The sequence below is a fragment of the Bradyrhizobium sp. 192 genome (genome assembly GCF_023100965.1).
GTDB classification, from domain to species: Bacteria; Pseudomonadota; Alphaproteobacteria; order Rhizobiales; family Xanthobacteraceae; genus Bradyrhizobium; species Bradyrhizobium symbiodeficiens.
Genome location: NZ_CP064690.1, coordinates 2,691,537 through 2,716,031, shown reverse-complemented (window position 1 = coordinate 2,716,031; position 24,495 = coordinate 2,691,537). Strand labels below are relative to the sequence as shown.

The window sequence follows — 24,495 nt, the reverse complement described above, 5'->3', positions numbered from 1 at the left end:
TTGACGACGACGACGATGGCTAGAACAGTGCGCCAATTGGCAACCCTTGATCGGCAAAACCAGGCGATCCGGGTCCTCGATGCTTCAAAATGCTGAAACTTGGCATCTTTCTTTCTGGGTTCCCTGAGGCTAACCTCAACCCATATTTATAGTCCTTTGCCGGTGGCTCGGAATGCTGATCGTCCTGACGATTTTGACCATTTGGGTTCTGCTCAACATCCTGTTCGTGTTGATCGTTGTTCCCCCGCGGAAACCGCGTCCGCAGGCGATGGCGACGACGCTCTCACCCGCACCCATCGACCCGAGCCAACGGGAAATCGAGCGGGACGAACCCTTCTCGGTCCGCCATGTCATCGTTTCCGTCGCGATGGGGGCTTTCTTCGTGCTGGTGCCGCCGTTGCTCGCCTTGCGCGATGCGATCATGCGGCTCTTCAGCAGGTCATCGAGAGACGGAACCTGATCCTTCGATCCGATTCCGGACAGTGAAGAACTGAACGACTAGTAGGCTTCCTGGAACATCACGGCGGAGGCTGTCCGGACCATAATCTTCAGGTCGAGCCAAATACTCCAGTTGCTGACGTACCAGACGTCATATTCGACCCGCTTCTCCATCAGATCAATCGTCGGAGTTTCTCCCCTGAAGCCGTTCACTTGGGCCCAGCCGGTCAGGCCCGGCTTCATGTGGTGGCGGTAGACGTACTTGCTGATGAGTTCATCATAGTAATTGTCATGGGCCAGAGCGTGCGGACGCGGCCCAACGAGCGACATGTCCCCGCGCAGCACATTCCAGAGCTGCGGCAGTTCGTCGATGCTCGTCATGCGAAGGAAGCGCCCGATCTTGGTGACGCGGGCATCTTGCTTGGTCGCCTGGGCAATCGTTTCGCCGTTCTCGCAAACGGTCATGCTGCGGAACTTCCAGATCTCGAACGGCTTGCCATTGAAGCCGCGGCGCGACTGGCGGAATATGACGGCCCCCGGGGAATCAAGCTTGATAAGCACGGCAACGGCGAGCAACAGCGGCGTCAGGATCACGAGCGCGAACAGAGCCACGCCGACATCGAGACAGCGCTTCTGCAACCGCTCGAGAATGGTCAGAGGCGGCCGCTGGATTTCGACCGCGACGGTCCCACTAACCGGCAGGAAGGGACGAGCCACAAGATCGGCGATCGGATCGTCCGGCAGTAGGCGTATCGGCTGTGGGACCGCGCGCAGATAGGGTCCGAGCTTGCGGAGCATCGGCAATTCGTTCCAGTCGATCGCAAGCAGGTATTCATCGACATCGGCCGAGCGCGACTGACGGATCACATCGCGAATCTGCCGCTCCCAATGGCCGTCATCCCGCTCGTCGCCAAGCACGAAATGGCGCATCACGTCGAAGCCGTTTCTCCGCAGGTCCTTGAAGCGGCTGGAGGTGAAGTCGAGCGGCTTGAGGCTGAGCAGGATCACCTTGCGATCGACCAGCCGGCTTCTCGCAAAGCTCGTAGCGAACACCGCCTGCCAGACGAAGCGGAGGCTGACCAAGCCAAGTCCGCCGATCACGGCGAACACGATGACGGTGCCGCGGGACAGATTGTCGGTTGATTTCAGCAAGAAGGCCGCAACGGCGAGGATCGTCAGCGACGTCAGCCAGATAAACACCGCCTTTCGAAGCTGCCAGACGATATTAAGCAGCCGGTGCGTGGCATAGACGTCCCGGAAATAGGCGACCGCGACGAACACCACGCCGACGAATAATCCCGCTCCCACCGAAGCACCGTCGGTGGGCGAAGCGACGGCCGCGCCGTACAGCGAAGCCCCGGCGGCATAGCTCAACAAGATCAGCAGAAAGTCAGCAGCCATGACGACGATCTGAAATGGCCTCTGAAGAGCGCCACCTCGCGTCGACGACAGCGCGCGAGCGTTTTCAGAACCGTAAGTTGCAACAGCCATTCGAACCTCTGCCTATCGAGAGAGTGTCTGACGCTCATCGTGATGCTGAAGACTCGTCACTTCCCCGCACGGAACGTGTTGCGTGATCGCAGCGACATTGTGGCGCTGCACGCAAAAGTTTTGCGGCGCACGAATGATGCTGCGTGTTGAATAGCGACGTGAAATTCGGCGCGCTGAAAATGTCGTCACAGTGCCGACACACGAGCGAACGCGCTGCCCTATTTTGACTCAAGTTCCACCGCCCGTCGCGATGCTTTGCCGTCGTGTGAGCCACTCTTCGCTCAACTTTCAGGCGATGCAATCCTTCGGCGGCCGACGGCCAGTCGTTTGCGGGCATTCCGATGATTTTCTATCTTCGCGCGAAATGCAGAATTGCGCCCGGCATGCATCTTTGCCGCGCTCTCGCCTTGAGCGATGCAATTCTTAAGGACCATCCGTTCGCACCGCGATCGTATGACAAGGTCGGCAAAAGCTGCCGCCCTTCTTTTGGCGTGATCGAGCCGGACAACAAGGGCGCTCTCCACCGACCTCACGTTGTCTGTGTTAGATGGAAGCTCTCCGGTGCCGGCGACTTGGGGAATTTTTCGACCACCCGATCGATTGAGCACCATGATATCTCTCGCCCGACCACGCCCGCCTGTTCCCAAACCGCAATTGCCGGAGGGAGTTCGCATCTATGCGATCTCGGACATTCACGGATGCGCGCATCTGCTCCAGCCGATGTTGCGCGTGATCGACGCCGACGTTGCCTGCAGCCGGCCGCGCTACGCGATCGAGGTCTTCATGGGCGATTACATCGATCGTGGCCCGGATACGCGCTCCACCCTCGACGTCCTGATCGAACGAAGCCGCCGGGGCAACGCGGTTTTCCTCAAAGGGAATCACGAGGCATTTCTGGTGAATGTGTTCGAAGACCCTTCACTGTTCGAGGATTGGATTGCCGTCGGCGGGACCCAGACGCTGATGTCCTACGGGCTTGCCCCGCCGGACTTGAGGCGCGACGAGCCGGCAACGATCATGCGCAATTTGATTCGGGCGATGCCCACCGAGCATCTGGAATTCCTCGACAATCTGCGGCTGAGCTTCAGTTGCGGAGATTTCTTCTTCGCCCACGCCGGCGTTCGCCCCGGCATTCCATTGGCCCAGCAGACGGAGCACGATCTGCTCTGGATTCGCGATGAGTTCCTGCGCAGCGAGGAGCAGTTCGGCAAGTATATCGTGCATGGCCACACGCCGGTCCGCAGTGCCGAATTCTTGGCGAACCGCGTCAACATCGACACCGGCGCCTATGCGACCGGCAACCTCACCCTGATGAGCATCCAGGGTAGCCGCATGCTCGCGGTGTGAGGTGGAGACTTGGTCGCGACGACTTCTCCATCGGCCGGTCGAAACCGTCTCGCGACCAGGATGACATCGACCTCGGCGGGATCTAGTTGAGCAAGCGCGGCTGTTCCAGCCGCGCACGTGTTTCGGCCATCCAATCGTTCCAGGCTCGCTCGTGCTCGACGTAAAGCTCCAGCCAACGCTTCCCATGTCCGTCCTGATGTCTGTCCTGGACACGGCGCGCCTCGACTAGCAAGTCGGCGCCAGGGCGGGAGCCCGGATGATCCAGCGCTTCGAACTCGACCGTCTCCGAGATCGTCAGCCCGACAAGCACGCGTTGTCCGGCGCCATCGACGATGTAGCGTCGCGGCGCGTCGTTCTTGGGTTCACTCATCTCGTCATGCCCATTCGTGTCAGTGAAATCCGCCAGTTCGTCGAGCGCTGCCTAAAAGGCGCGTCGGACGTGGCCGAACGTCGAGGTGGGAGTCGGCTCATCCATTCGGCGCGAGGCGCCGCAGGATGAATTGGCAGGGCTTCGTTGGACGCGCCAAGCACGCAGTGCGTATCCCAAGGTGAGGCCAGCACTGAAGATGAAAGCGGAGAGGAATGCAGAAGTCATGGGGATAGCCCTGGATAGTCGAGACTCATCAAGAGCGAGCAGTGTGTCGACATCATGGTTCTTGCCGACTTCGGGCGCCGAAAGATTGTTCATGCCTGACCTCTCACGTGCATGCAGCAAAGCATTCCCTTCATCGGCCGCACCGATCAAGATCCGTCTATTAGGGCCACTCTATATAGAGAGATGCCCTCGCACCACGGTCCGTCCAAACCTGCTGCCGTTGGATGGACCTGGCGCGCTTCCCAACGAACAGGAAATTTCGGGCCAACCGGCCAATCCATCCCTTGCAACCATTCGGGGCCCGTCGCATTATTTCGCATCTCATATTACGAGGGATTCAATCTAATGACCGTTCGCGCTCTTATTCCATCCATTGCCCTGTCCGCTCTCGGACTCGTCTTGACAGCATCCGTAGCGCCGGCCGCCGAGCTCGCGCTTGCTCCGGCACATCAGCGCGCGGCCTACGCGCAAACCGGGGTCGTGCTGTGGGATGACGTCTATCCGCCCGCAATCTACGGCCCGCAGCTTCGCTCCGTCGATGAAGTCGCCGCCATGAAGGCGCAGGCGCGTCCGGTGTCACAGCGCTGGTGGGGCTATTGGTACGCTCGGTGAGCGGGGGAGCGCTTGGCTAGCAGCCTCCTGAGAAGCCAGCCGCCTTCGACCCGGCCAACTTTGATCAGAGACCGCCGTTTTGCCGGATAGCCGGTGGCGGCGGTCTTTGCTTGGGCGCGCACGCAGACTGCTCCGATGGCTTCCCGCGGATAGGAAGCCAGCCAGACGCGATCCGGCCGCCAAGGTGCACGTCTTAAAGCCCAGCGGCGATTGCCAGGACGACGGCTCCGGAGACAAACGGCGGGACCGCCGACGCTTGCTCCGAATCCGGTGCCCCCTCAGCTCAGAAGGAAGTTGCCGTTGTGCAGCGCGCCCGTCGCATTCTGCAGGCTCACATCCATATCGCTCGTTCCGTCGCCATTGATATCGATCTGAAGTAGATCGTTGCCCGGCCCGAAATTCTGAAGATGGGCCGAAGCCTGGTTGCCGCCTAACAAGGCTGCCCCATCCACATACTCGATGTGACCACCCGCGACGCTGATACCCGAGAACGTGAAGCTGTCATTGTCCGCATCGAAGTTGTAAATGGTATCGGCAGCACCCGCGGCGGAGTCTGCGGTGCTGACGAAGCGGAAGTTGTCATGACCCGCGCTGGCGAATATCTCGTCCGCGCCCGCGCCCGCGGTAATCGTGGTATTGCCCGACGTGTTGCCGATCGTAATCCGGTCGAAATTCGCGGCGGCATTGACGGTTTCGACGTTGGTCACCGTGATGTCGTAGACATTCGCGTTGAAGTTCAGGGTGTCGTTGCCGTTCCCGAGATCGATCACGTTCGCCGGGCTGCCCTGCAGGGTCAGAGTGTCATCCGATGAACTCCCGTTCAGCAGGTTCACGTTCCACAGATTGTCGAACGAATTACTGCCTGCGGCGAGGTTGAGAACGTTAGCCGTTCCCTCCCCGAGATTGACCGTCACGCCGGACACCGTAGTCAACAGCGTGACCGAATCGTCCGATGGATTGAGATTTCCGGTGAAATCACTGCCGTTGAGGTTCTCGACGCCGTTGATGCTGAGCGAGTTGACGCCATTGGCGAGAGACACGAAGTCGTTTCCGCCGCCCAGATCGATAGCGATTCCGGCGACGTCATTTGTCAGGCTGAGCGAATTATCCCCTGAATTGCCGCTGATGTGCTCGACGCCGATCGCGGCGAACGCAGCGTAGCTTCCGTTGAGGGCGATCGTATCCTCGCCATCGCCGAGGTCGATCGCGACGCCGTTGGCAGCCGCGATCGCACCGGTTACCGTCAAGATATCGTCGCTCGCGGTTCCGTGCACGTGATTGACATCGTAGATGTTCACGAACGAGTTCGCGCCGGCAGCGAGATTCATCGTATTGTCGCCGTTGCCGAGGCTGATGTTCAGGCCCGTGACCGTCGTCGACAAGGTGAGCACGTCGTTGATGCCAGGCGTCGCACCGAAATCGGATCCGGCGATTGCCTCGACGCCAATCAAGCTAAGCGTATTGGCGCCACCCGCGAGATTGAGCTGATCATTGCCGCCCCCGAGGTCAACGACCAGTCCGCTGGCAGTCGTCACGAGGTTGACGAATTCGTCGTTGCCGCTGCCGACCAGGTTTTCGACGCCAGAGAAATTGAGTGTGTAGCCGTTGCCAAAGGTGCCGTTGAGCAGCACCGTATCGCCCGTCCCGATCCCCAGATTGAGCACGTGTCCGAAGATATTGCTTCCGACACGAAGATAATCATCTGCAGCCGTTCCGATCACGGGGGCAGAGTTGGAGAACTGCTGCGCCGAGAGATCGATCGGATTCCCCAAGGTACCCGCCGACTGCAGCACGATGGCATTGCTGAACTGCAACACTTCGACGTTGGTCAGAATGTCGGTGCCGTCACGGCCCACAACCGTGTCTTGAACCTGGATCGTTCCCGCCGTCGCGACGTTGTACTGCGATTGCGTGCCCGAGAAGATCACCATGTCGGTGCCGGCGCCACCATCGATCGAATCGTCGCCGCCCTGGCCGGTAATGCCGTCATTGCCGCCGCCGGCATTGATCGTGTCGCCAGCACCGCCGCCGAAGAAGAACTCGTTGTTTGAGCCGCCGATCAGAAAGTCGACCTGGTTCGAGCCCTGGACGCTGTTGACACCGCCCGTGATGACGTCGGCGCCAGCCACGCCGCTCACAATTCCCGTCGATAGATCGACGGAAACCCCGCCTCCGCTCGCCTGAGAATACGAGACCCGCGTGTTGCCGTTACCGGTGATGGTATCGTTGCCGAGCAGGCCTTCAAACAGGTTGAAGGTGCCGAACGATCCGGCCGAGGTCACTCCGGTGAAGCCCGCGGCGTTGTAGGTGTCGTTCTGGTTGCTGCCAGTCGCGCTGTTGACGCCCACATAGGTGTCGGAACCGATCGAGCTGGCGCCGGTTGCAGTCCCCGCCTGCAGATTGATGGTCACCGCATCGGTCGCGCTGGAGTAGATGATACGGGTGTTGCCGTTGCCCGTGATCGTGTCGTCGCCGGCCAGACCCTCGAACTGGTTGAAATTGCCGTTGTTGCCGACGTTGTTGACAGCGGCGTTCTGGAAGCCGATGGCACCAAAATTCGTCGCCGTGAAGACATCGTTGAAGTTGGTGCCCTGGGCCCCCTCGATCCCGCGGATCGTATCGTTGCCGATCGAGGCGTCGCCGGTCGCGGTGCCCGCCGTGAAGTCGATGGTGACCGGTCCGGTGGAGAAGTAGAGGTTGTTGTAGCTGGCGATGTCGAACCCACCGCGGCCGTCGATGAAGTCGTCGCCGGAAAGGCCGGTGAACGTCTCCGTCGCCGTTGTAATGTTGCTGCCGCGGATGATGTCGTTGAACATGGACGCCATCACGGCGTTGACGCCGCTGAAGGTATCGAGGCCCGTGGAATCATCACCACTTGCGGTACCTGTGCCGGGCGTCGCACCGGTTTGCAGGTCAACGACCACCGCGCCCGTCGCATTGGTGAACGAAATACGCGTGTTTCCGTTGCCGGCGATGCTGTCGTCACCTCCCATGCCGATGAATTCGTTGAACGTCCCATTGGAGCCCGCGTTCGCGCTGCCCGCACCGAAGCCAACAGCGTTGAAGACGTCCGCAGCGTTCGAGCCGCGCAAGGACTCGACCGATTTTAGCGTGTCGGTGCCGACCGTCGCGGCGTCGCCCGTCACGGTTCCCAAGGCCAGTTGAACGTCGATCCCGCCCACCGCGGCGGGATCGAGCGCGTAGTCCGCCCGGTCGAAGCCAGCCCGGCCGTCGATGAAGTCGTCGTCGGCGCGGCCTTCGAAGATTTCCACGGTCCCCGGACCGTTGGCACTGCCGAGCAGTTGGTCGGCAAAGCCGGAGCCGACAACCCCCCCAAAGCCCGAACCCACCAGGGTATCGGTGCCGACCGAAGCATTTCCCGTCGCCGAATGGGCTGTCAAATCGACGGTCACGCTGCCCGTCGCGCTGGCATAAGAGATGCGCGTCAGGAGCGCACCCAGGCCGTTCACCGCTCCCGTGATGCTGTCGTTCCCTCCGCGGCCTTCGAACTCGTTAAAGCCCACATTGGTGCCGGCAATGCCGGTATCGCCTGCAAATCCTGTGGCGTTGAACGTGTCGGCATAGTCGCTGCCCACGATGCCCTCGACGTTCACCAGCGTGTCAGTGCCGACGCCTGAACCGGTCACGAAGCCTGCTGCGAGATTTGCGGTAATGCCTCCGGTTGCCGCGACATAGTCGGCGCGGTCGAAGCCGAGACCGCCATCGAGCAGATCATTGCCGTCGAGGCCCTTCAGGCGATCGTTGCCGGCAAGGCCACTCAGATTGTCGGCGTAGGCGGTGCCCACCAGCGTATTTGCGCCGGCGTCGCCGGTGAGATGCACGCCCTGCCCCAGGACGAAGCCGGCAGCCGTGAGGTTCGACAGCGTCACGTTCAGCAACGTGAGTGTGTCGCCATTGCCGAAGTTGATGACTGTGTTCGGCCCCTGTTGCGTGGCAAGCGCTTGAATGTCGGCAAGGGTCGAGACGCCAGGGATCCCCGTAAGGTCGATCTTGTCGGCATCGCTCTGCAGGAAGTCTCCGATGGTGTCGGCGCCGCCGCCGGCAGCGTAGACAAAGGTGTCTGCACCTATGCCGCCGTTCAGGCCGTCGTTGCCGGCACCGCCGCTGAGCAAGTCGCTGCCGCCATTGCCGAACAGCTGGTCGTTGCCACCAGAACCGGTGATCGTGTCGTTGAAGTTCGAGCCCGCAACGTTGGTCACCCCTCCCACGATGGTGTCGTGCCCCACCGAGCCGTCGCCGTCCGCGGTACCGGCGGCGAGGTTGACGATCACGCTGGAGGTCGCATTCCCGAACTGGATCTGCGTGCTGCCGTTGCCCGTGATGGTGTCGTTACCGCCCTGGCCCTGGAAGGCGTTGAAGCCGGCGAAGCCGGTCGCGTCGAACAGGTCGGCAAAATTGCTGCCGGTGGCACTGTTGACACCGGAGAACGTGTCGTGGCCGACCGAGGCATCGCCGCTGGCCGTTCCCGCCTGGAGGCTGATGGTGACGCCGGCAGTCGCGTTGGCGTAAATGACGCGGGTGTTGCCGTTGCCGGTGACGGCATCGTCGCCGCCGAGGCCCTCGAACTGGTTGAAGCTGCTATTGTTGCCGATATTGAGCGCACCGGCCAGGCCGTAGCCCGTCGCCACATAGCTGTCGGCGTAGCCGGTGCCCTGAATGCCCTCGATCGAACGTAGCGTATCGGTTCCGATCGACGCATCGCCGCTCGCCGTGCCCGCCGCCATGTCGACGGTGACGCCGCCCGTGACGGTGCTGAGGCTGTTGTAGATGGCAACGTCGAAGCCAGCGCGGCCGTCGATATAGTCGTCGCCGCCAAGGCCGGCGAAGTTGTTGTTGAAGCTGCTCCCGAGCAGCGTGTCGGAGAACGTCGACCCCTGCACCGCATTGACGCCGGTGAAGGTGTCGGTGCCCTCCGTCGCGCCCGTGGCGCTGCCGGCGACCGTGACCGCATTGGTGGTCCCGATCACGCTGGTCTCGAGGTCGACGCTGACGCTGGAAGCGGCGATCTGGTAGTTCAGGCGGGTGGAGCCGTTGCCGATGATGGTGTCGTTGCCGCCGGCGCCGGCGAAGTCGTTGAAGGTTCCGGAGGAGCCGACATTGGTCGCCCCGACCTGACCGAACCCGGTCGCGTCGAAAGTGTCGTCGAAGTTGGTGCCGCGCGCGGCCTCGACGCTGCGCAGCGTGTCGGTGCCGACGGTCGCATCGCCGTTCACGACGCCCGCGGCGAGGTGAACATAGATGCCTGACGTGGTCGTCGTGTCCGAATTGTAGGTGACCTGGTCGTAGCCGCCACGGCCGTCGATATAATCGTCGCCGCCGCGACCTTCATAGGTCTCGTAGGTGAAGGCCGCATTGTCGCTGCCGTAGATCGTGTCGTTGTAGCCCGATCCCCAGATCGTCGAGATGTTGGAGAAGGTATCATGACCGACGGAGGCGTCGCCATCGGCGGTTCCCGCCCCGATGTCGACCGTGACCGCGCTGGTCGCGCTCAGATAGGACAATCGCGTCACCGCCTGCTCCAGGGCGTTGAGATCGCCGACGACGCTATCGTCGCCGCCCCGTCCTTCGAACTCGCTCTGGCCGGCGGCCACGCCGGGCAGACCGGTCGAGCCGGTAAACCCGGCCGCGTTGAATGTGTCGGCATAATTACTGCCGAGGATCCCCTCGACATTCGTCAGCGTATCTGTGCCGACGCCCGGGCCGGTCACCGAGCCCGCCGCAAGATTGGCGATGACGCCTCCCGATGCATCGCCGTAATCGGCACGGTCGAAGCCCTGGCCACCATCGAGCTGGTCGTTGCCGCCGAGGCCTTGCAGGACGTCGTTGCCGCCGAGGCCGCTCAAATTGTCGGCATAGACTGTGCCGACCAGCGTGTTCGGGTTGGCATCGCCGATCAGGTGAACGCCGGGCGCGAAGACGAAATCCGCAGCAGTCAGGTTCGATAGAGTCACGTTTTGCAGCGTCAAGCCGTCGCCATTGCCGAAATTGATGAACGTGTTCGGTCCCTGCTGCGAAGCGATCGCCTGCACGTCGGCGAGGTTGTAGATACCTGCACCCGAAAGGTCGATCTTGTCGGCTTGCGCATGCGAGAAGTCGCCGATGAAATCGGCGCCGCCGCCGCTGACGTAAATGAAGGTATCGGCGCCGCCGCTGCCGAGCAGATTGTCGGCACCACTGCCGCCCTTCAGTGTATCGCTAAAGCCGGATCCGGATACGCCGTTCACGCCGCCGGTGATGATGTCATGCCCGACCGAGGCATCCCCACTGACGGTGCCGCTGGCGAGATCGACAACGACGCCGCCGGTGGCGTTGGCAAACAGCAGCTGCGTGCTGCCGTTGCCGGTGATGAGGTCGTTGCCCGCAAGACCCTGGAAGGAATTGAAGCCGATGAAGCCTGATGCGTCGTAAGTGTCGGCGAAATTGCTGCCATAAGCACTATTGACGCCCGTGAAGGTGTCGTGCCCGACCGACACGTCACCCGTGACCGAACCAGCGCTCAGGCTGACGGTGACGCCGCCGGTGGCATTCGTGTAGATCAGCCGTGTGCTGCCGTTGCCGGTGATCTGGTCATCGCCGCCTTGACCTTCGAACTGGTTGAAGCTGCCATTGTTGCCGACGTTGGCTGCGCCGGCCAGACCGAAGCCGGTCGCGTTGTAAGTATCAGCGAAGATCGTCCCCTGGATGCCCTCGATCGAGCGCAGGGTATCGGCCCCGGTGGAGGCATCGCCCGTGACCGTGCCGCTCGCCATGTTGACGTTCACGCCGCCCGTGACGAAGGTCAGGTTGCCGTATTGAGCGGTATCGAATCCGCCACCGCCATTGATCGTGTCGTTGCCGGCAAGACCCATGAAGTTTTCATTGGCGCCGCTTCCGTCGATGATGTCGTCAAACAGCGATCCCATGACCGCATTGACGCCGGTGAAGTGGTCCGTGCCGACCTGGGCGACGTCGCCCGCCGCGGTGCCGTGAGCCGTGCCTGCCGAGAGATCGACCGTCACGCCGTCGAGCGCCAGCGTATATTGAAGGCGGGTGTTACTATTGCCGGTGATGGTATCGTCGCCGCCCATGCCTTCGAAATTGTTGAAGGTGCCGTACGAGCCGGCATTGGTGCTGGAGCCGCTGAAGCCGGTGGCGTTGTAGGTATCGGCGAAATTGGTACCGCGCACCGCTTCCACCGAACGCAACGTGTCGGTGCCGACCGAGGCGTCGCCCGTGAACGTGCCGGCGGCGAGATTGACCGTGAGACCGGATGTCGTCGCCAGGTCGTTGTTGTGATTCGCGAAATCGTAGCCGCCGCGGCCGTCGATCAGATCATTGCCGCCGCGGGCATCGTATTGCTCGTAAGTTCCATTAGGATTGTCGCTGCCGAGCAAGGTGTCGGCATAGGTGGAACCGACGATGGCATTGACCGCGCTGAACGTATCGTGTCCGACCGAGGCATCGCCATCGGCAGTTCCGGTCGCGATGTCGATGGTCACGCCAGCCGTGGCGCTGACATAGGATACACGCCCAAGAATCTCACCGGACGCATTGATCGAGCCGATAATGACGTCGTTGCCGCCCCTGCCTTCGAACTCGGCAAGGCCAACCGAGGCGCCGGGAATGCCGCTGGCGCCGGTGAACCCGGTAGCATTGAACGTATCGGCAAAGTCGCTGCCGACCGCGCCCTCAATGTTGACGAGCGTATCCGTGCCGACCCCCGTTCCCGACGCCGTGCCGGCTGTCAGGTTGATGGAGACGCCGCCGGTCGCATCAGTATAGATGGCGCGGTCAAAGCCCAGACCACCAGCGAGGTAGTCGCTACCGCCCATGCCCTGGAGCCGGTCATTGCCGCCGACACCGCTGATGGTCTCGCCGTTGGCCGTTCCGACGAGAGTATTGGCGTTGTCGTCACCGACGATCGGCGCGGCGGGCGTTCCGAACACGAAATCGCCGGCGACCAGGCTGCCCAGATTGACGTTCTGAAGCGTGAGGCTGTCACCTGAGCCAAATGTGATGATCGTGTTGGGGCCGCTCTGCACGGCATGCGCTTGCACGTCCAAAAGGCTATAGATGCCATAGACCCCGGTCAGATCGATCTTGTCGTTCTGGCCGTGGACGAAGTCCTGGATGAAGTCGAAGCCGCCCCCGCTGGTATAGACAAAGGTGTCCGCGCCGGCGCCGCCGCTTAGAAAATCGTTGCCGGAACGACCATCCAGGATGTCGTTGCCGACGTTTCCGGAGAGACTGTCGTTGCTGACGCTGCCGATGATGGTGTCGTTGAAATTGGAGCCCAGAACATTGAACACGCCGCCCGTGATGGTGTCGTGGCCGACCGATCCGTCGCCGTCGGCCGTGCCCGCAGTGAGGTTGACGGTCACGCCGGCAGTGGCGTTGTTGTACTGGATCTGCGTCGCGCCGTTGCCCGTGATCTGGTCGTCGCCGCCCTGCCCCTGGAACGAGGTCCCGCTCGGACCGGAGAATCCGGTTGCGTCGAAGATGTCGGCAAAGTTGCTGCCCAGGGCGCTGTTGACGCCGGTGAACGTGTCGTGACCGGTCGAGCCGTCGCCGGTGGCGGTGCCGCCCGCGAGATTGATGGTCACCCCGCCGGTCGCGTTGGCGAAAATCAGGCGCGTGTTGCCGTTACCGGTGATGACGTCATCACCGCCCAGCCCTTTGAACTGGTTGAAGGTTCCGTTGTTGCCGACATTTGCGCCCGTCACCCCATAACCGGTCGCATCGTAGGTATCTTGGAAGTTGGTGCCCTGAATGCCCTCGATCGAACGAAGCGTATCCGTGCCGTTCGAGGCGTCTCCGGTGACGATGCCGGCCGCCATATTGACGGTGATGCTTCCCGTGGTGAAGAAGATGTTATTGTAGGACGAGACGTCGAAGCCGGCGCGGCCGTCAATGTAGTCGTTGCCGGCAAGGCCGGCGAAGGTGTCGTTGGTCGCCCCGCTCAGCAGCGTGTCGTCGAACATCGAGGCCTGGACAGCGTTGACGCCGGTGAAATGATCGGTTCCGACCGATGAATCGCCGGTGGCAATGCCGGTGACGAAGTCGACTTGGACTCCGCCCGTCGCGTTGTTGAAACCGAGCCGCGTGAAGCCGTTGCCGGTGATCAAGTCGTCGCCGCCATTGCCGGTGAACTCGTTGAACGTCCCGTTCGAGCCGGCATTGACGCTGCCAAAGCCGAAACCGGCGGCATTGTAGGTATCGGCAAAGTTGGTGCCGCGGATCGCCTCGATCCCGCGCAACGTATCGGTTCCGACGGTCGAATCGCCGGTGACAGATCCGGCGGCGAGATTGACTGTAATTCCCGTCGTGGTGTTCGGATCGACGTTGTAGTCCACGCGGTCGTAGCCACCGCGGCCGTCGATGTAGTCGTTGCCCGCAAAGCCCGAATACACCTCTGCGGTGAACATCGGGTTGTTGCTGCCCAGAATCGTGTCGCTATACGCGGAGCCCCAGACACCGTTGAAGCCGGCCCCGACGAGCGTGTCGTGGCCCACCGATGCATCGCCCTGTGCGTAGCCGGCGACGATATCCACCGTGACCGCGCCGGTGGCGCTGACATACGAGACGCGCGTCAGCTCAGCGCCCTGGCTGTTGGTGTTGCTGATGATGGTGTCGTCGCCGCCCCTGCCTTCGAACTCGTTGTAGCCGACAGGGCTACCCGGGACACGTGCATCGCCGGTGAAGCCAGCTCCGTTGAATGTATCGGCAAAATCGCTGCCAACGGCTGCTTCGATGTTGACGAGGGTGTCCGTCCCAACGCCAGCGCCGGACGCCGTTCCGGTCGCGAGGTTGATCGTGACGCCGCCGGTTGCGTCGGTGTAGATGGCGCGGTCGAAGCCCGGGCCACCGTCGAGAATATCGTCGCCTGATCCGCCGCCGAGATAGTCCTTGCCGGCCCCGCCGAAGAGGATGTCGTTTCCGTCGCCACCGCTGATGCGGTCATTGCCATCCTGGCCGTCGATCAGATCGTTGCCGCCTCCGCCAGAAAGCACGTCGTCGCCGAGCGAGCCGAACAAGGCGCTCCCAACCGGCGTCAGCACGGCATTCGTAACCTCAGCGCCGAGATTGTCGACAAAACGGTCCGTAAGCTGATTGATCGATTCTTGAACCGAAAAATCGGTCGCGGCGAGTTGGTCGGCAGCCGCGCCTTGAGCGACCTGACCGGCCTGTGCCAATTCAGTGACGTTCGTGGCCGACTGAATGCTGTCGTTCGCAGCAGCAACAACCTGGATCACCGTCGCGGCGGCCGCGGAATCGACACCGGAGGATGTGACGACGCTCTGAACCGTATCCGAAGAGGCCAGATCGAAGACGGGCGCACCGGGGCCGCTCAGAGACGCTGTAATTGCGCTCGCAATGGCTGTAATGACCGCGCCCGTCTCCACGCCGACGGCCGACACCTGGGCGACGGTGCTTTGGACCTGGATGGCTGCCGCGAGTACCGCGGTCGCGGTGGCATCGTTGTTTACCGCATCGGGCACCGGGTCGAACGACCTCAGGTCGACGCCTCCGGTGAGATCGAGGTTGAATGCGGCCGCCACGGCGCTCATGGCCTGATCCGCCGTCAGCGGGTGCTCGTCATTTGCCGTGCTGTCCACCAGCGCGGCGATCAACGTCGTCAGCGGAGTGATGACGGTGGAGCCCTCCGGCGCCCTCAGGACGCCGGCGACCTGCAACCCCGTCGAGATATCGACGCCGCCGATACTCACGAGCGGACCGGATCCACCCGCCAGCGTAAAGCTGCCGTCAGCCCGCGTCGTCGTGTGCGCCTCGCCTTCGTCAAGTATTCCGTTGTTGTTGGCGTCAGCAAATACGGTCGCGCCGCCGATATAGCCGTCGATATCCAGCGCGTTGATCTCGTTGGCACCGGACGTCACGGTCAGCGAGAGCGCGGCCGAGCTCACCGCCTGATGAACGCCGTCGTCGGAGATGGCAGTGACTTGCAGTGTGAACGGATCAGAGCTGCCGACGGCATGGTTCGGGATCAGAACGACGCTCTGGATTGAGTCGCCCGTCACTAGCCAGACGCCGTCCCCGATCGCTGCGCCGTTCTGTACCGCAAAGCTCGACGGGACACCTTCGATCTTCACCGACAAGGTGCTGCTCAGATCGACCTTCTCGGCCGCTATGTGAAGCGTGATGTTTCCGTCGGCTGCGCCCGACGAGTCCTGAACACTCAAGTTTGGCGCGTCCTGCGCGCCGTGGACGTCGAAGCTGATATTCTCGGCCGTGCCGTCGACCGACGTAACCGTGAAAGTCTCCGTCTTGACCTCGTTGGCACCGAGATACTGGATCGCGGAATTGTCGACGGAATAGCTGTAGTGACCATCGGCCTGCAGCGTCACCTTGCCGATGTTGCCCTGCACCGTGATCTCACCGGCCTGGAACGCGGCCTGATTTTGATCGGCATCGCTGATGGTTAGCTGCCCCGATGCGGTCAGCTGGCCGTCTTCGGTGACGTCGTGCTGGGTCGGGCCGCCGATGATGGCGGCATCGTTGACGCCGTGGATCGTGAACGTGACGTCCTTCGTGGTACCGTCCAGCGCCTTGACGGTGAAGGTCTCGTCGCGGGACTCGCCCTGGCCGAGATATTGAACGAAGCTGTTGGCGACCGAATAGCTGTAGTTGCCGTTTGTGCCGATCGTCAGCGTCCCGAGATTGCTGGTCGGCGAGACCACGGTGGTCTGGAAGGAATTCTGGTTCTGGTCGACATCGTCGATTGACAGCGTGCCGGACGCCGTCAGGACGCCGTCCTCTGTGACGTCGTGCTGAACGGGGTTGCCGATCACGGCCGCGTCGTTGGTGCCCGTGATGTTGACCACGATACCGTATGTGGCGGTGCCGTCGGACGAGGCGACCGTCAGGGTGTCCGTGACGTGCTGTCCCGCGGCGAGCGGGTTCGATTTCACGGGATCAAGCGTGTAGGTCCAGGCTCCTGACGCCGCGTTGAAATTGAAGTTGCCATAGGTCCCGGCCAACGAGGCCGGGGCTGCGAAATGGGCTTGTCCGATGTCGGCGTCCTGCACTACGAGCTGGCCCGATGCGCTGGGATCGCCGGCCACGCTCCCGGCCTCGGTCACCGAAATATCCTGGCTCCCTGACACCGTGATCGTCGCCGCATCGTTACTGCCGGTGATGGTCACCGCAAGAGTCGAAGAGCCCGTTCCACCATGGTTGTCGGAGTTGGTGTAGGTGAACTGCTCCGTGGCCTGCTGGCCTGCGGCGAGGGCTTGCACGGAGGCGCCGGCATTGTTGATCGTGTAGGTGTAGGCGCCGGTCGCCTTGGTTACCAACAGCGTTCCATAAGTACCAACGACGGTGATCGTGGTGCCGTTGTCGGTGCCCCCTGCTACGGCCGACACGGTGTGGGTATCGCTGGCATCGGCGTCCGCGTCGTTTGCGAGGAGATTTCCGCTGGCAACGGTCGTCACGTCCTCCTTGACAGAGGCGGTGTCCGCGAATGCAACCGGCGCGTGATTGGTCGGGCCTTCGATGACGATTTCGACTTTTTCGATCGAGGCGACGGTGAGGTCGAAGCTCCTGAACGCATAGTCCGCACTGCCATAGCGCGCGATAAGGGCCTGGATGGCCGCAAGATCGGATCTGAACGAAGCCGAGTTCGCCATCGTTTGCGTCACGACGAGACGGAGCGTGTCCTGGCCCTTGCCGCCGTCGTAGATGTCGACCGAGCCCACATTCTCTGAAGCACGATAGATCAGGATGTCGTTACCATTGCCGCCGCTAACGATGTCGGTGCCGGCGCCGCCGTCGATGATATCGTCGCCGTTGTCGCCGGAGATCAGGTCGTTGCCCGTTCCGCCGAGCAGCGTGTCGTTGCCGTTGCCGCCGAAAATGATGTCGTTGCCGGTGCCGCCATCCACCGTGTCGTTGCCATTGCCGGCGTCGATGATGTCGTTGCCCGAGTCGGCATTGATGTTGTCGTTGCCGTTGCCGCCCTGAATGAGATCATTCCCTGCCCCGGCGCCGACGGTGTCGTCGCCATTTCTTGCATTGATGATGTCAGCTGAGCTGGTGCCGGTGATCCGATCGTTTGCATTGGTGCCGTTAATGATCATGGCGATTCATCTCTCTCAATGGAGCAAGGGGCATTGCTCGCGAGCGCGCGGAAGCGGCTTCGCGTTGTACGGATGTAGAAATATTCAATCGGCGAAAGCAGAACGTGGTATGGATGCGACGCGTGACATCGTGCGGTCGCGCATGGTGAGCTTCCTCCCGTAACCTTCTTGATTGTTAAGGTTCGCCGTCAGCCCAACGGCGTGAGTTTGAAATGACGTGGTCTTGTTATTGTTCGACGCCTTGCCCCGTTGCCCGGCATCCCTGGATTCTCGCAATTGCAATTTCCGACCGTCGAAAAGACTTTTCTGATAATTGCAGTTTGTTTTCACTGTTGTGCGACTGCGTCAAGACAACACAGCGGCTAACCTTAAGCGGGGTGTGGACTGAACGGTGCAACCGCGAAAGTTCATGTCTCCGGCTTGCGGTCGCGCGCGATTTCAGCGAACCGGCGGATCGAAGCTTTGCCGAACCGCCGTGCGACATGGGATGAAATGAAGCGATCGCCTTGCCGCCCCGGCTTGACACGACAAGATCGCTCAAGCCGCGGCGCAGATCACCTACCACCGCTGATAGCGCCAGCGTGCAATCCGCGCTCAGTCCCGCCGAACCCCCTGCGACACTCTGACGTACCAAGATCTCACCGCGGATCGACCTCAGCCGCGGCGGACCAATGCCGAAATCCATCTGGCTCGAACAGAGCAGCGTCATCTCGATTCCCGGGACTAGGACTTTCCTCGTCCCATGGAATAGCCCCGGTGCGGCCTGGCGCATGACCCGAATGGGTCATCCGGGTCTTGGGGACGGGGCCTCCGCAGGATTATCCTGTTAGACTTTGGTCGGGCGCGATTTTCAGGAAAATCAGGCAAAGGAGGGCTTGCGTCTAGCCGCCTCCTCACGAAGCATGGGCGGTCAGGGAAAGGGGTCGAGCCCCAACAGAGGGGCCTACATGGCACAGCGCAAATGCGCAGCGGCTTGTAGCGAATGACCGAGGGCTCAGCGGAGGGGGACCGCTCGTGAAGGCCAGCAAAATTGACGAAAGTGAGCTTTCGCAGGTCCTCAATCGACTTGGCGAAGCTGCCGTAAATCCGGAGGCCTGGCGTGGCATCATGGACGACATCTGCAAGGCCGTTGGAGCCTCTGCGGCCATACTTCTTCAGAGCGACATCAGGACACCGGACGTTCCACGCACGGAATCAATCGCCGAAGCGACTGACCTCTACTTCAGGAACAATTGGCATTTGAGGGACCCTCGCGCCAAGGCTTTTCCGCGCATGATGGCGGGCGAGGTCGTGACCGACTTCGATGTCATGAGCGCTCAACAAATTCGCGCCGATCCAATGTACAACGAGGTGCTGTTTCCATACGGATACCGGTGGTTTGCGGGCATCGGCTTCTGGGCTGACAGCGCGGCGTGGGCCTTGACGCTCCAGCGAACCGGCCGCGAAGGCGCATTCGAGGCGCGCGACAAAGAGCTGCTTGCCCAATTGGCGCCGCGCTTGACCGAGACCGCCACGCTTGCGACAGCGATTGGACGGGCCGCGCTGACCTCGATGACTGATGTCCTCGACCGGGTCCGCCAACCCGCCCTCGTCATCAGTCGGGAAGGGATTGTGCTGCGTACCAACCAGGCGGCCGATCGCGGCTTCGACGATGAGATCCGCATCAGGGAGCGGCGTCTCGTTCTCCGCGACAAGCAGGCGATGACGCGGTTCGATCAGCTGATCAGCTTGATCCGGTCGACGCCGGACGCTGCCGCCATCCCCGCCTCTCCGATCCTCATTCGCCGGACGACCAAGCCCCCGGTCGTGTTGCGGCTCCTGCCGGTGGACGGCGCGGCGCGCTCCGTCTTCCTCGGCGCGCGCGCCATGGTGATCCTGTCCAACCTCATCCCGCGGCGGGCGCCGGACCCGGCGCTGATCGGCCAGGCCTTCGATCTCACCCCGGCAGAATCCCGACTGACCGCCCAGCTCGCAACCGGTTCATCAATCGCCGGCGCCGCCGAACACCTGCGCATCTCGCGCGAAACGGCCCGCAATCACCTCAAGTCGATCTTCTCGAAGACGGGCGTTCATCGGCAATCGGAGCTGGTCACGCTGGTTTCGCAGCTGGGGTGAGGCTTTGGTTTGTGTCCGTCGACGGCCACAAATTGGCCCGCGCGCCAACGAAAGACCGGGCTCATCGTTTCAGTAATTCAATTGAGATGCGACCTTAGGTTGCGCGCCACTTTTCATTTTCGGCTCCGAGCCGCCACCGATGCATTCATGAGCAAGAGAAACAACGCGCTGGTCGCCTGATATCTTGCCACCACGCGTTTCCTCGCTCGTCCTCGCATGATGGCTTGTCCATCGCCGGAGCCAACACACCATTCCCAACTCCGCGAACGCTTGCATTTCGAGCTCGAAGAACGAGAAGCTGTCTAAGCCCACCAAATTGTCTCCCAATGAGTTTGGGGTCATTTTCCTGCTTGAAGCCCAGCCGACATTTTGTCGCATACTCAAAGAAGCTACGGCAATGGGGGCTGCGTAAGGCGATATGCAATCTCCCTTCGTTGCGCCTCCCCCAAATGGGCATGGCGAAGAAAAATAACGGCTAACCCTCTCGGCGGATGTGGAATTCGATCGCGTGTCGGACAAAGTGGCCCCGACCATGATCAGGCGCCGGGCTTCGGCCGGGCGAGCGAGTCGTAGCTGCAAAGGCATGGGAGCGGGCAAAGCGCACGGAAGGCGACGACGAGGCGCTCGATGCACGCTGATCATCGGTGAGCCAGTTGCGTCGGATTACCTGAAGATCGGCCAGCAGCCATCTTTTCCGTGACGCCCGGTCCGCCTGGTGCAGCGGTCGGCGAGCAGCCGCATCGCGACCTCCTTCCAGAGTTAGCCGCCGTCGTACGGCGCAGCGCTTCCTCTCGCGAGATCACGGCGCTGCGGAAGCACTGGTTGGATTCGAAGTACTTGGGCGCCTGATCCGCACGAAGGTGAAAAAACTGTCGGGCATCACGACCACGCATTGGGACCTAACGCGCAATCAAAGCCCATTCGCGAACTCGACCTTGCGGCGAAGTCCGGCAGGAAGCTTATTATCCGGGTTGGGCAGTTGAAACCGGATTCCGACGGGTGCCTCTTCGTGCATCGATGTGAGGATCTTTGCGAGGTCGCGGCCTCCGACGGGCTCCGAGAGGTCGGCCGGGTCGAATCCGATGCCCGGGCTGGATCGGGAGAGAGGGAAGGCTCGGGCTTGGGGCCGATAATATCGCCCGGGCGTCGTTCGCAATTTGGTCCGAACCACGACCGCCAGCGCACGCGGCTTCGCGTGAAATTCGATCGATCAGCGACATTTGCCAAAAGGGCAGGCCCTACCAGGGACGTGGGCCAAGGAAAGACGTGGCACGTTCGTTTCGGCGCGGCATCGAATTTCACGGGCAGCATGGGGCGCCTTCGCCACGTAAAACGTTTCGCGACCTCAACTTCCCTCGCGATCCGCTCGCAATAGATGAGCCAATCCGCGAGCATCGGCATGTCATCTCTGCAGCGTCATATGTAGCCCGATGCCGTGCTCCTCGAGCATTGTCCGGAGCAGCTGGAGCTCTTCCGCTTGGGCCGCGTTAATCGCGTTGTTGACGGAGAGCTGCCGCTTCAGCTCGGCGGTTTCCCGGTCGAGATCCGTGACGCGCCGCCGAGCGGCGTTCTTCACCACCTCGATGTGCTGAAGCCACTGCTTCGCCTCTGCATCCGCCGTCGTCTTCGCTTCAGCCCGGACGGCGGCGACGCGGGTATTGACGAAATCGACTGCCTTTGCCCGCACCTCGGTCTTCAGCGTCTCCAGCTTCGCATGCGCCTCCGCCAGCGCTTCGGCCTGACGCTGCTGCTCGATCCATTCTTTCCGCGTCAGGCGCTGCCGACGCGGTCCGAGGCGCGTGAGGCCGCAGAGCACCGAGACCTGCTCGTAGTAGGCGTGCTGGAGGTCGATCATCGCGTCGATGTAGGCATCCTTCTGCTCGCGCCGGGTCCCGCCCGCGTCCTCACATTGGGCGGCGGCACGCTTTCCCGGATGCACGCTCTCCATCCGGAGACGTCCCGCGCCGCACAGCTTGGGCACCACGACGAAGTGCAGGTGCGGCCGAAGCTCGTCCAAATGCTCGACCACGCTCTCCAGATCGTCGCCCCACCGGTCCCGGAGCCAGGCGATCGTCGTGGCGCGCCAAAAGGCATACTCGGCCTGCTTCTCCGGGTCCGCCGTCACTTCCGAGACGAGGTCGGGCCAGGAGACGACACCGACCAGGGTGACGGGTGAATCGCAGCGCAACTTGCGTCCCACCTTGTCCACGGCCGCAAGGGCGCGCTCGGCTGCGATGGCAAACGCCTGGTCCGGCGAGCCGATCAGAACGCCGGGCTCGCCCGGAAAAGCCACGTGGGGGCAGGCATGCGGGGCGCGAAGCATTTCGTCCCGGATGTCATGCATCGAACGTTTGCGCACCGAGGATCGCCTCTTGTGAGCTCCCATCCGGGCGTAGGTTTCGATGTGCAAGAATTGGTAGGGCATCGGCGGCTCTCGTGCTATCTTCATTGAGGACAGCTTGGAGTCGGCATTGGCAAGTTGGAAGTGCCAATGTGTTTACGGGTGAGGAAATCGCACATCTAGTCGGTTTCACTAGATGTGTCCTTGGCGCAAAATCACTTCTCGAAACTTGGTTCGTGTGGTCGGCTTCCCTCAGACATCAAGGCCCCGAGCAAGAATCCCATGAGCCGGCCGTCGCGACGTCGGAAGGGACCTGTCCGCGCGACCTGACGGACCGCACAGGAACTGCCGACGCAGCGCCACCGGAGCCGAACCGACAGCGGCGCCCGATGATCAAAGGGCTGGTAGCCGGCGCATGATCAATGCCGCGCCGAGGCCGCGCTCGCGCAGGATCGCCTCCACGACGCGGTGGAGGCGGCGCACGGAGCCGCCACGCCAGTGCCGGGCGACAGCCGCACGCTCGATGCCATCGAGCCGCGGCATCCAGCTCTCATCGAGACCGAGTTCGCGGGCGATGTCGGTGATGATGGCCGGCAGCAGCGCGTCGAGATCGTGTGCGCCCGGTTTCGGAAACCTCACCACCCGCAACCTGTCACGGATCGGGGTGGGCAACGGGTCGAGGCTGTTGGCGGTCGCGACGAAGGAGACCTCGGACAGATTGAGATTGGTCTGCAAGGCCGGATCCGGATAGCGTGCACTCGTCTCGCAATCGAGAAATCCCAATAGGCAGTCCCACAACCGTCCGTAATCGGAACGCGTGGGAGCCTTGTCGATTTCGTCGATCAGGACGAGGGGGTTGGCGATCCCGCTTTGGGCGATGGCGAGAAAGGGATGGCAAGGCTCTGCTGAGTACCACCGGCGGTCCGTGCCGCCGAACGCGGCGCCGTCGGAGCGGCTGGCATCGGTGCGCCAGACGTTCAGACCGAGGGCCTCGCCAAGACGTCTGGCGAAACGGCTCTTGCCGCCGCCCGAATCGCCGATCAGCACTAACGGCCGCAGGCGGACGGTAGTTCGGCCGATCAAATCGGCCAGTGCGAAGTCGACCACATCCCTGGCGTAGGGGAATTCGCGGACAAGCGCGCACCGCACCTCATGCAACGGCGGCACCTCAACCAGCGGCAGGGCGGTATTGATGGCCCCCTTTAGTGGACCAATCACGTCCTTGAGCTTGGCGTTCTTCATCTCCTCGCTGCTCAGGCTGGCAACCCGCAGATGATGGGCGGGAACGACTTGATGCCCGTCGGAGACAGGCTGCTCGGTGCGTCCGGCAGCCTGTACTCTCGCCTCCTTCCTGCTTCGGCGTTCGTCCTGAATCTGTCGCCGGGTGGCCGTGGCTGCGGCCGAGACGCGGTGTCTCGCCATACGCTTTCCGAAGATGGCCGCGCGCCGCCGGGGTCCCTTTCGAAGCAGGTCGGTGCAGGTCGGCAGCGCGGCCCAGCCGAAGACACAGCGCTCGAGATCGCAGCAGAGCGCCTCCGTGGCGCGCCCGGAGATCGCATTAAAAGCCTGCACCAGGGCCTTGCCGACCCGACGATGGTCCTCGAAATATCTGATGTCGCGCGGTGTCGGCAGGGATAGCAACCGCACGCAATCGGCAACACTTCTTAGCGTGGGCTCGCTGTCGAGAGCGGCTCGGCGGTCGAGTTCGGCGGCAAGCGCAAGGCCGGCCTCGACGTCGAGCGCTGCCGCCCAGGCCGCGGTGTGGGGGAGCCGCGGGCAGAGCTGGTAGATCTCGGCGATGAGCCGCTGCTCGACATGGCTGGCCCCGTCGCCGACCAAAATGGCATAGCGCAGGAGGCGGGGCAGGCCTTCCAGTCGCGTGTTCCAGCCGGCGGAATCGGCGGCAGCGCCCGTGGAGACGACATCGTCGATGGCCCGCGGCAGGTCGCTGTCGCTAACGTCGTCCGTCGCGTCCTCGCCGCTCATCCCTGCTCCCCCCACCCGTCCACGTCGCCCCTAACGGCGCCGGCCGCGGGGAGCCTGCGGCGGATCGCCCTCTCTTCGACGAAAGCGCCGAGTCGATAGAAGCCCGAGAGCGTGCGGACCAACCGATCCCCGGGATCGGCAAAGCACAGGGGCGAGGTGGGAAGGGGGCCGTCGCCCAAGACGGAAAGATCGCTGGCATAGTCGATCAGCAGCAAACCCTGCGGCGTCACGGTGGGGGCCCGATCTTCCAGCGGCGGCGCCTTCTTCGGCTGGTGCAGGCCCGGCAGGAGGTATTCGCCACCCTCGCAGTCCTCGGCGAGGCGACGCAGTTTCGCCGGGAAATCGGGCTTGATGCGGGCGGGATCCAGATGGGTAAGCAGACGCGTCAGCATGGTGAGAAGGCACTCAAGGAAGACTTGCGGGAAATGGAAAGGCTGGCGACCGCGGCCGGCCGATGCGGTTCGCCGACGTGCCGT

Annotated in this window: 11 protein-coding genes; 4 read left to right on the top strand and 7 right to left on the bottom strand. The window is 62.4% G+C overall.

Translation table 11 applies throughout. The features are described 5' to 3' along the window. The first annotated feature begins 172 nt into the window (after window positions 1–172). On the top strand, window positions 173–460 hold the full coding sequence (locus IVB24_RS12305; protein WP_166466827.1) for a hypothetical protein: 288 nt from the start codon (window positions 173–175) through the stop codon (window positions 458–460). 38 nt (window positions 461–498) lie between these two features. Here the strand turns inward: IVB24_RS12305 and IVB24_RS12300 are convergent, their stop codons facing one another. Further along, a complete protein-coding gene (locus IVB24_RS12300) occupies window positions 499–1,929 on the bottom strand; it encodes an undecaprenyl-phosphate glucose phosphotransferase (protein WP_346771370.1) in 1,431 nt (476 codons plus the stop codon). Window positions 1,930–2,538: 609 nt separating this feature from the next. Here IVB24_RS12300 and IVB24_RS12295 point away from each other — a divergent pair. Next, complete coding sequence (locus IVB24_RS12295; RefSeq protein WP_247773023.1) at window positions 2,539–3,276, top strand: metallophosphoesterase family protein; 738 nt, start codon at window positions 2,539–2,541, stop codon at window positions 3,274–3,276. An 82-nt stretch (window positions 3,277–3,358) separates the two neighbouring features. Here the strand turns inward: IVB24_RS12295 and IVB24_RS12290 are convergent, their stop codons facing one another. Continuing rightward, complete coding sequence (locus tag IVB24_RS12290) at window positions 3,359–3,646, bottom strand: hypothetical protein (RefSeq protein WP_247773022.1); 288 nt, start codon at window positions 3,644–3,646, stop codon at window positions 3,359–3,361. A 624-nt stretch (window positions 3,647–4,270) separates the two neighbouring features. Here IVB24_RS12290 and IVB24_RS12285 point away from each other — a divergent pair. Beyond that, window positions 4,271–4,483 carry a hypothetical protein gene (locus IVB24_RS12285; protein WP_247773021.1) on the top strand — a complete coding sequence of 71 codons (213 nt, stop codon included), beginning with the start codon at window positions 4,271–4,273 and terminating at the stop codon, window positions 4,481–4,483. Window positions 4,484–4,761: 278 nt separating this feature from the next. Here IVB24_RS12285 and IVB24_RS12280 read toward each other — a convergent pair whose 3' ends face one another. Both IVB24_RS12280 and IVB24_RS12275 read right to left on the bottom strand, forming a co-directional pair. After that, entirely contained in the window at window positions 4,762–17,577 is a 12,816-nt protein-coding gene (locus tag IVB24_RS12280; RefSeq protein ID WP_247773020.1) for a VCBS domain-containing protein, read from the bottom strand. A 226-nt stretch (window positions 17,578–17,803) separates the two neighbouring features. Next, window positions 17,804–18,286 carry a hypothetical protein gene (locus tag IVB24_RS12275; RefSeq protein WP_247773019.1) on the bottom strand — a complete coding sequence of 161 codons (483 nt, stop codon included), beginning with the start codon at window positions 18,284–18,286 and terminating at the stop codon, window positions 17,804–17,806. A gap of 305 nt (window positions 18,287–18,591) precedes the next feature. Here IVB24_RS12275 and IVB24_RS12270 point away from each other — a divergent pair, with 305 nt between their 5' ends. Further along, window positions 18,592–19,692: a helix-turn-helix transcriptional regulator gene (locus IVB24_RS12270; RefSeq protein WP_247773018.1), complete on the top strand. Its 1,101-nt coding sequence runs from the start codon at window positions 18,592–18,594 to the stop codon at window positions 19,690–19,692. A gap of 1,402 nt (window positions 19,693–21,094) precedes the next feature. Here the strand turns inward: IVB24_RS12270 and IVB24_RS12265 are convergent. The 3 genes from IVB24_RS12265 to IVB24_RS12255 form a co-directional block, all read right to left on the bottom strand. Further along, window positions 21,095–22,117, bottom strand: a complete 1,023-nt coding sequence (locus IVB24_RS12265; protein WP_247773017.1) for a plasmid recombination protein — start codon at window positions 22,115–22,117, stop codon at window positions 21,095–21,097. Window positions 22,118–22,426: 309 nt separating this feature from the next. Continuing rightward, the gene (locus IVB24_RS12260) at window positions 22,427–24,019 is read right to left on the bottom strand and encodes an AAA family ATPase (RefSeq protein ID WP_247773016.1); all 1,593 of its coding nucleotides are present in this window, start codon (window positions 24,017–24,019) and stop codon (window positions 22,427–22,429) included. After that, window positions 24,016–24,411 carry a hypothetical protein gene (locus tag IVB24_RS12255; protein WP_247773015.1) on the bottom strand — a complete coding sequence of 132 codons (396 nt, stop codon included), beginning with the start codon at window positions 24,409–24,411 and terminating at the stop codon, window positions 24,016–24,018. The genes IVB24_RS12260 and IVB24_RS12255 overlap by 4 nt, the downstream gene beginning before the upstream one ends. Between the last annotated feature and the right edge of the window lie 84 nt (window positions 24,412–24,495).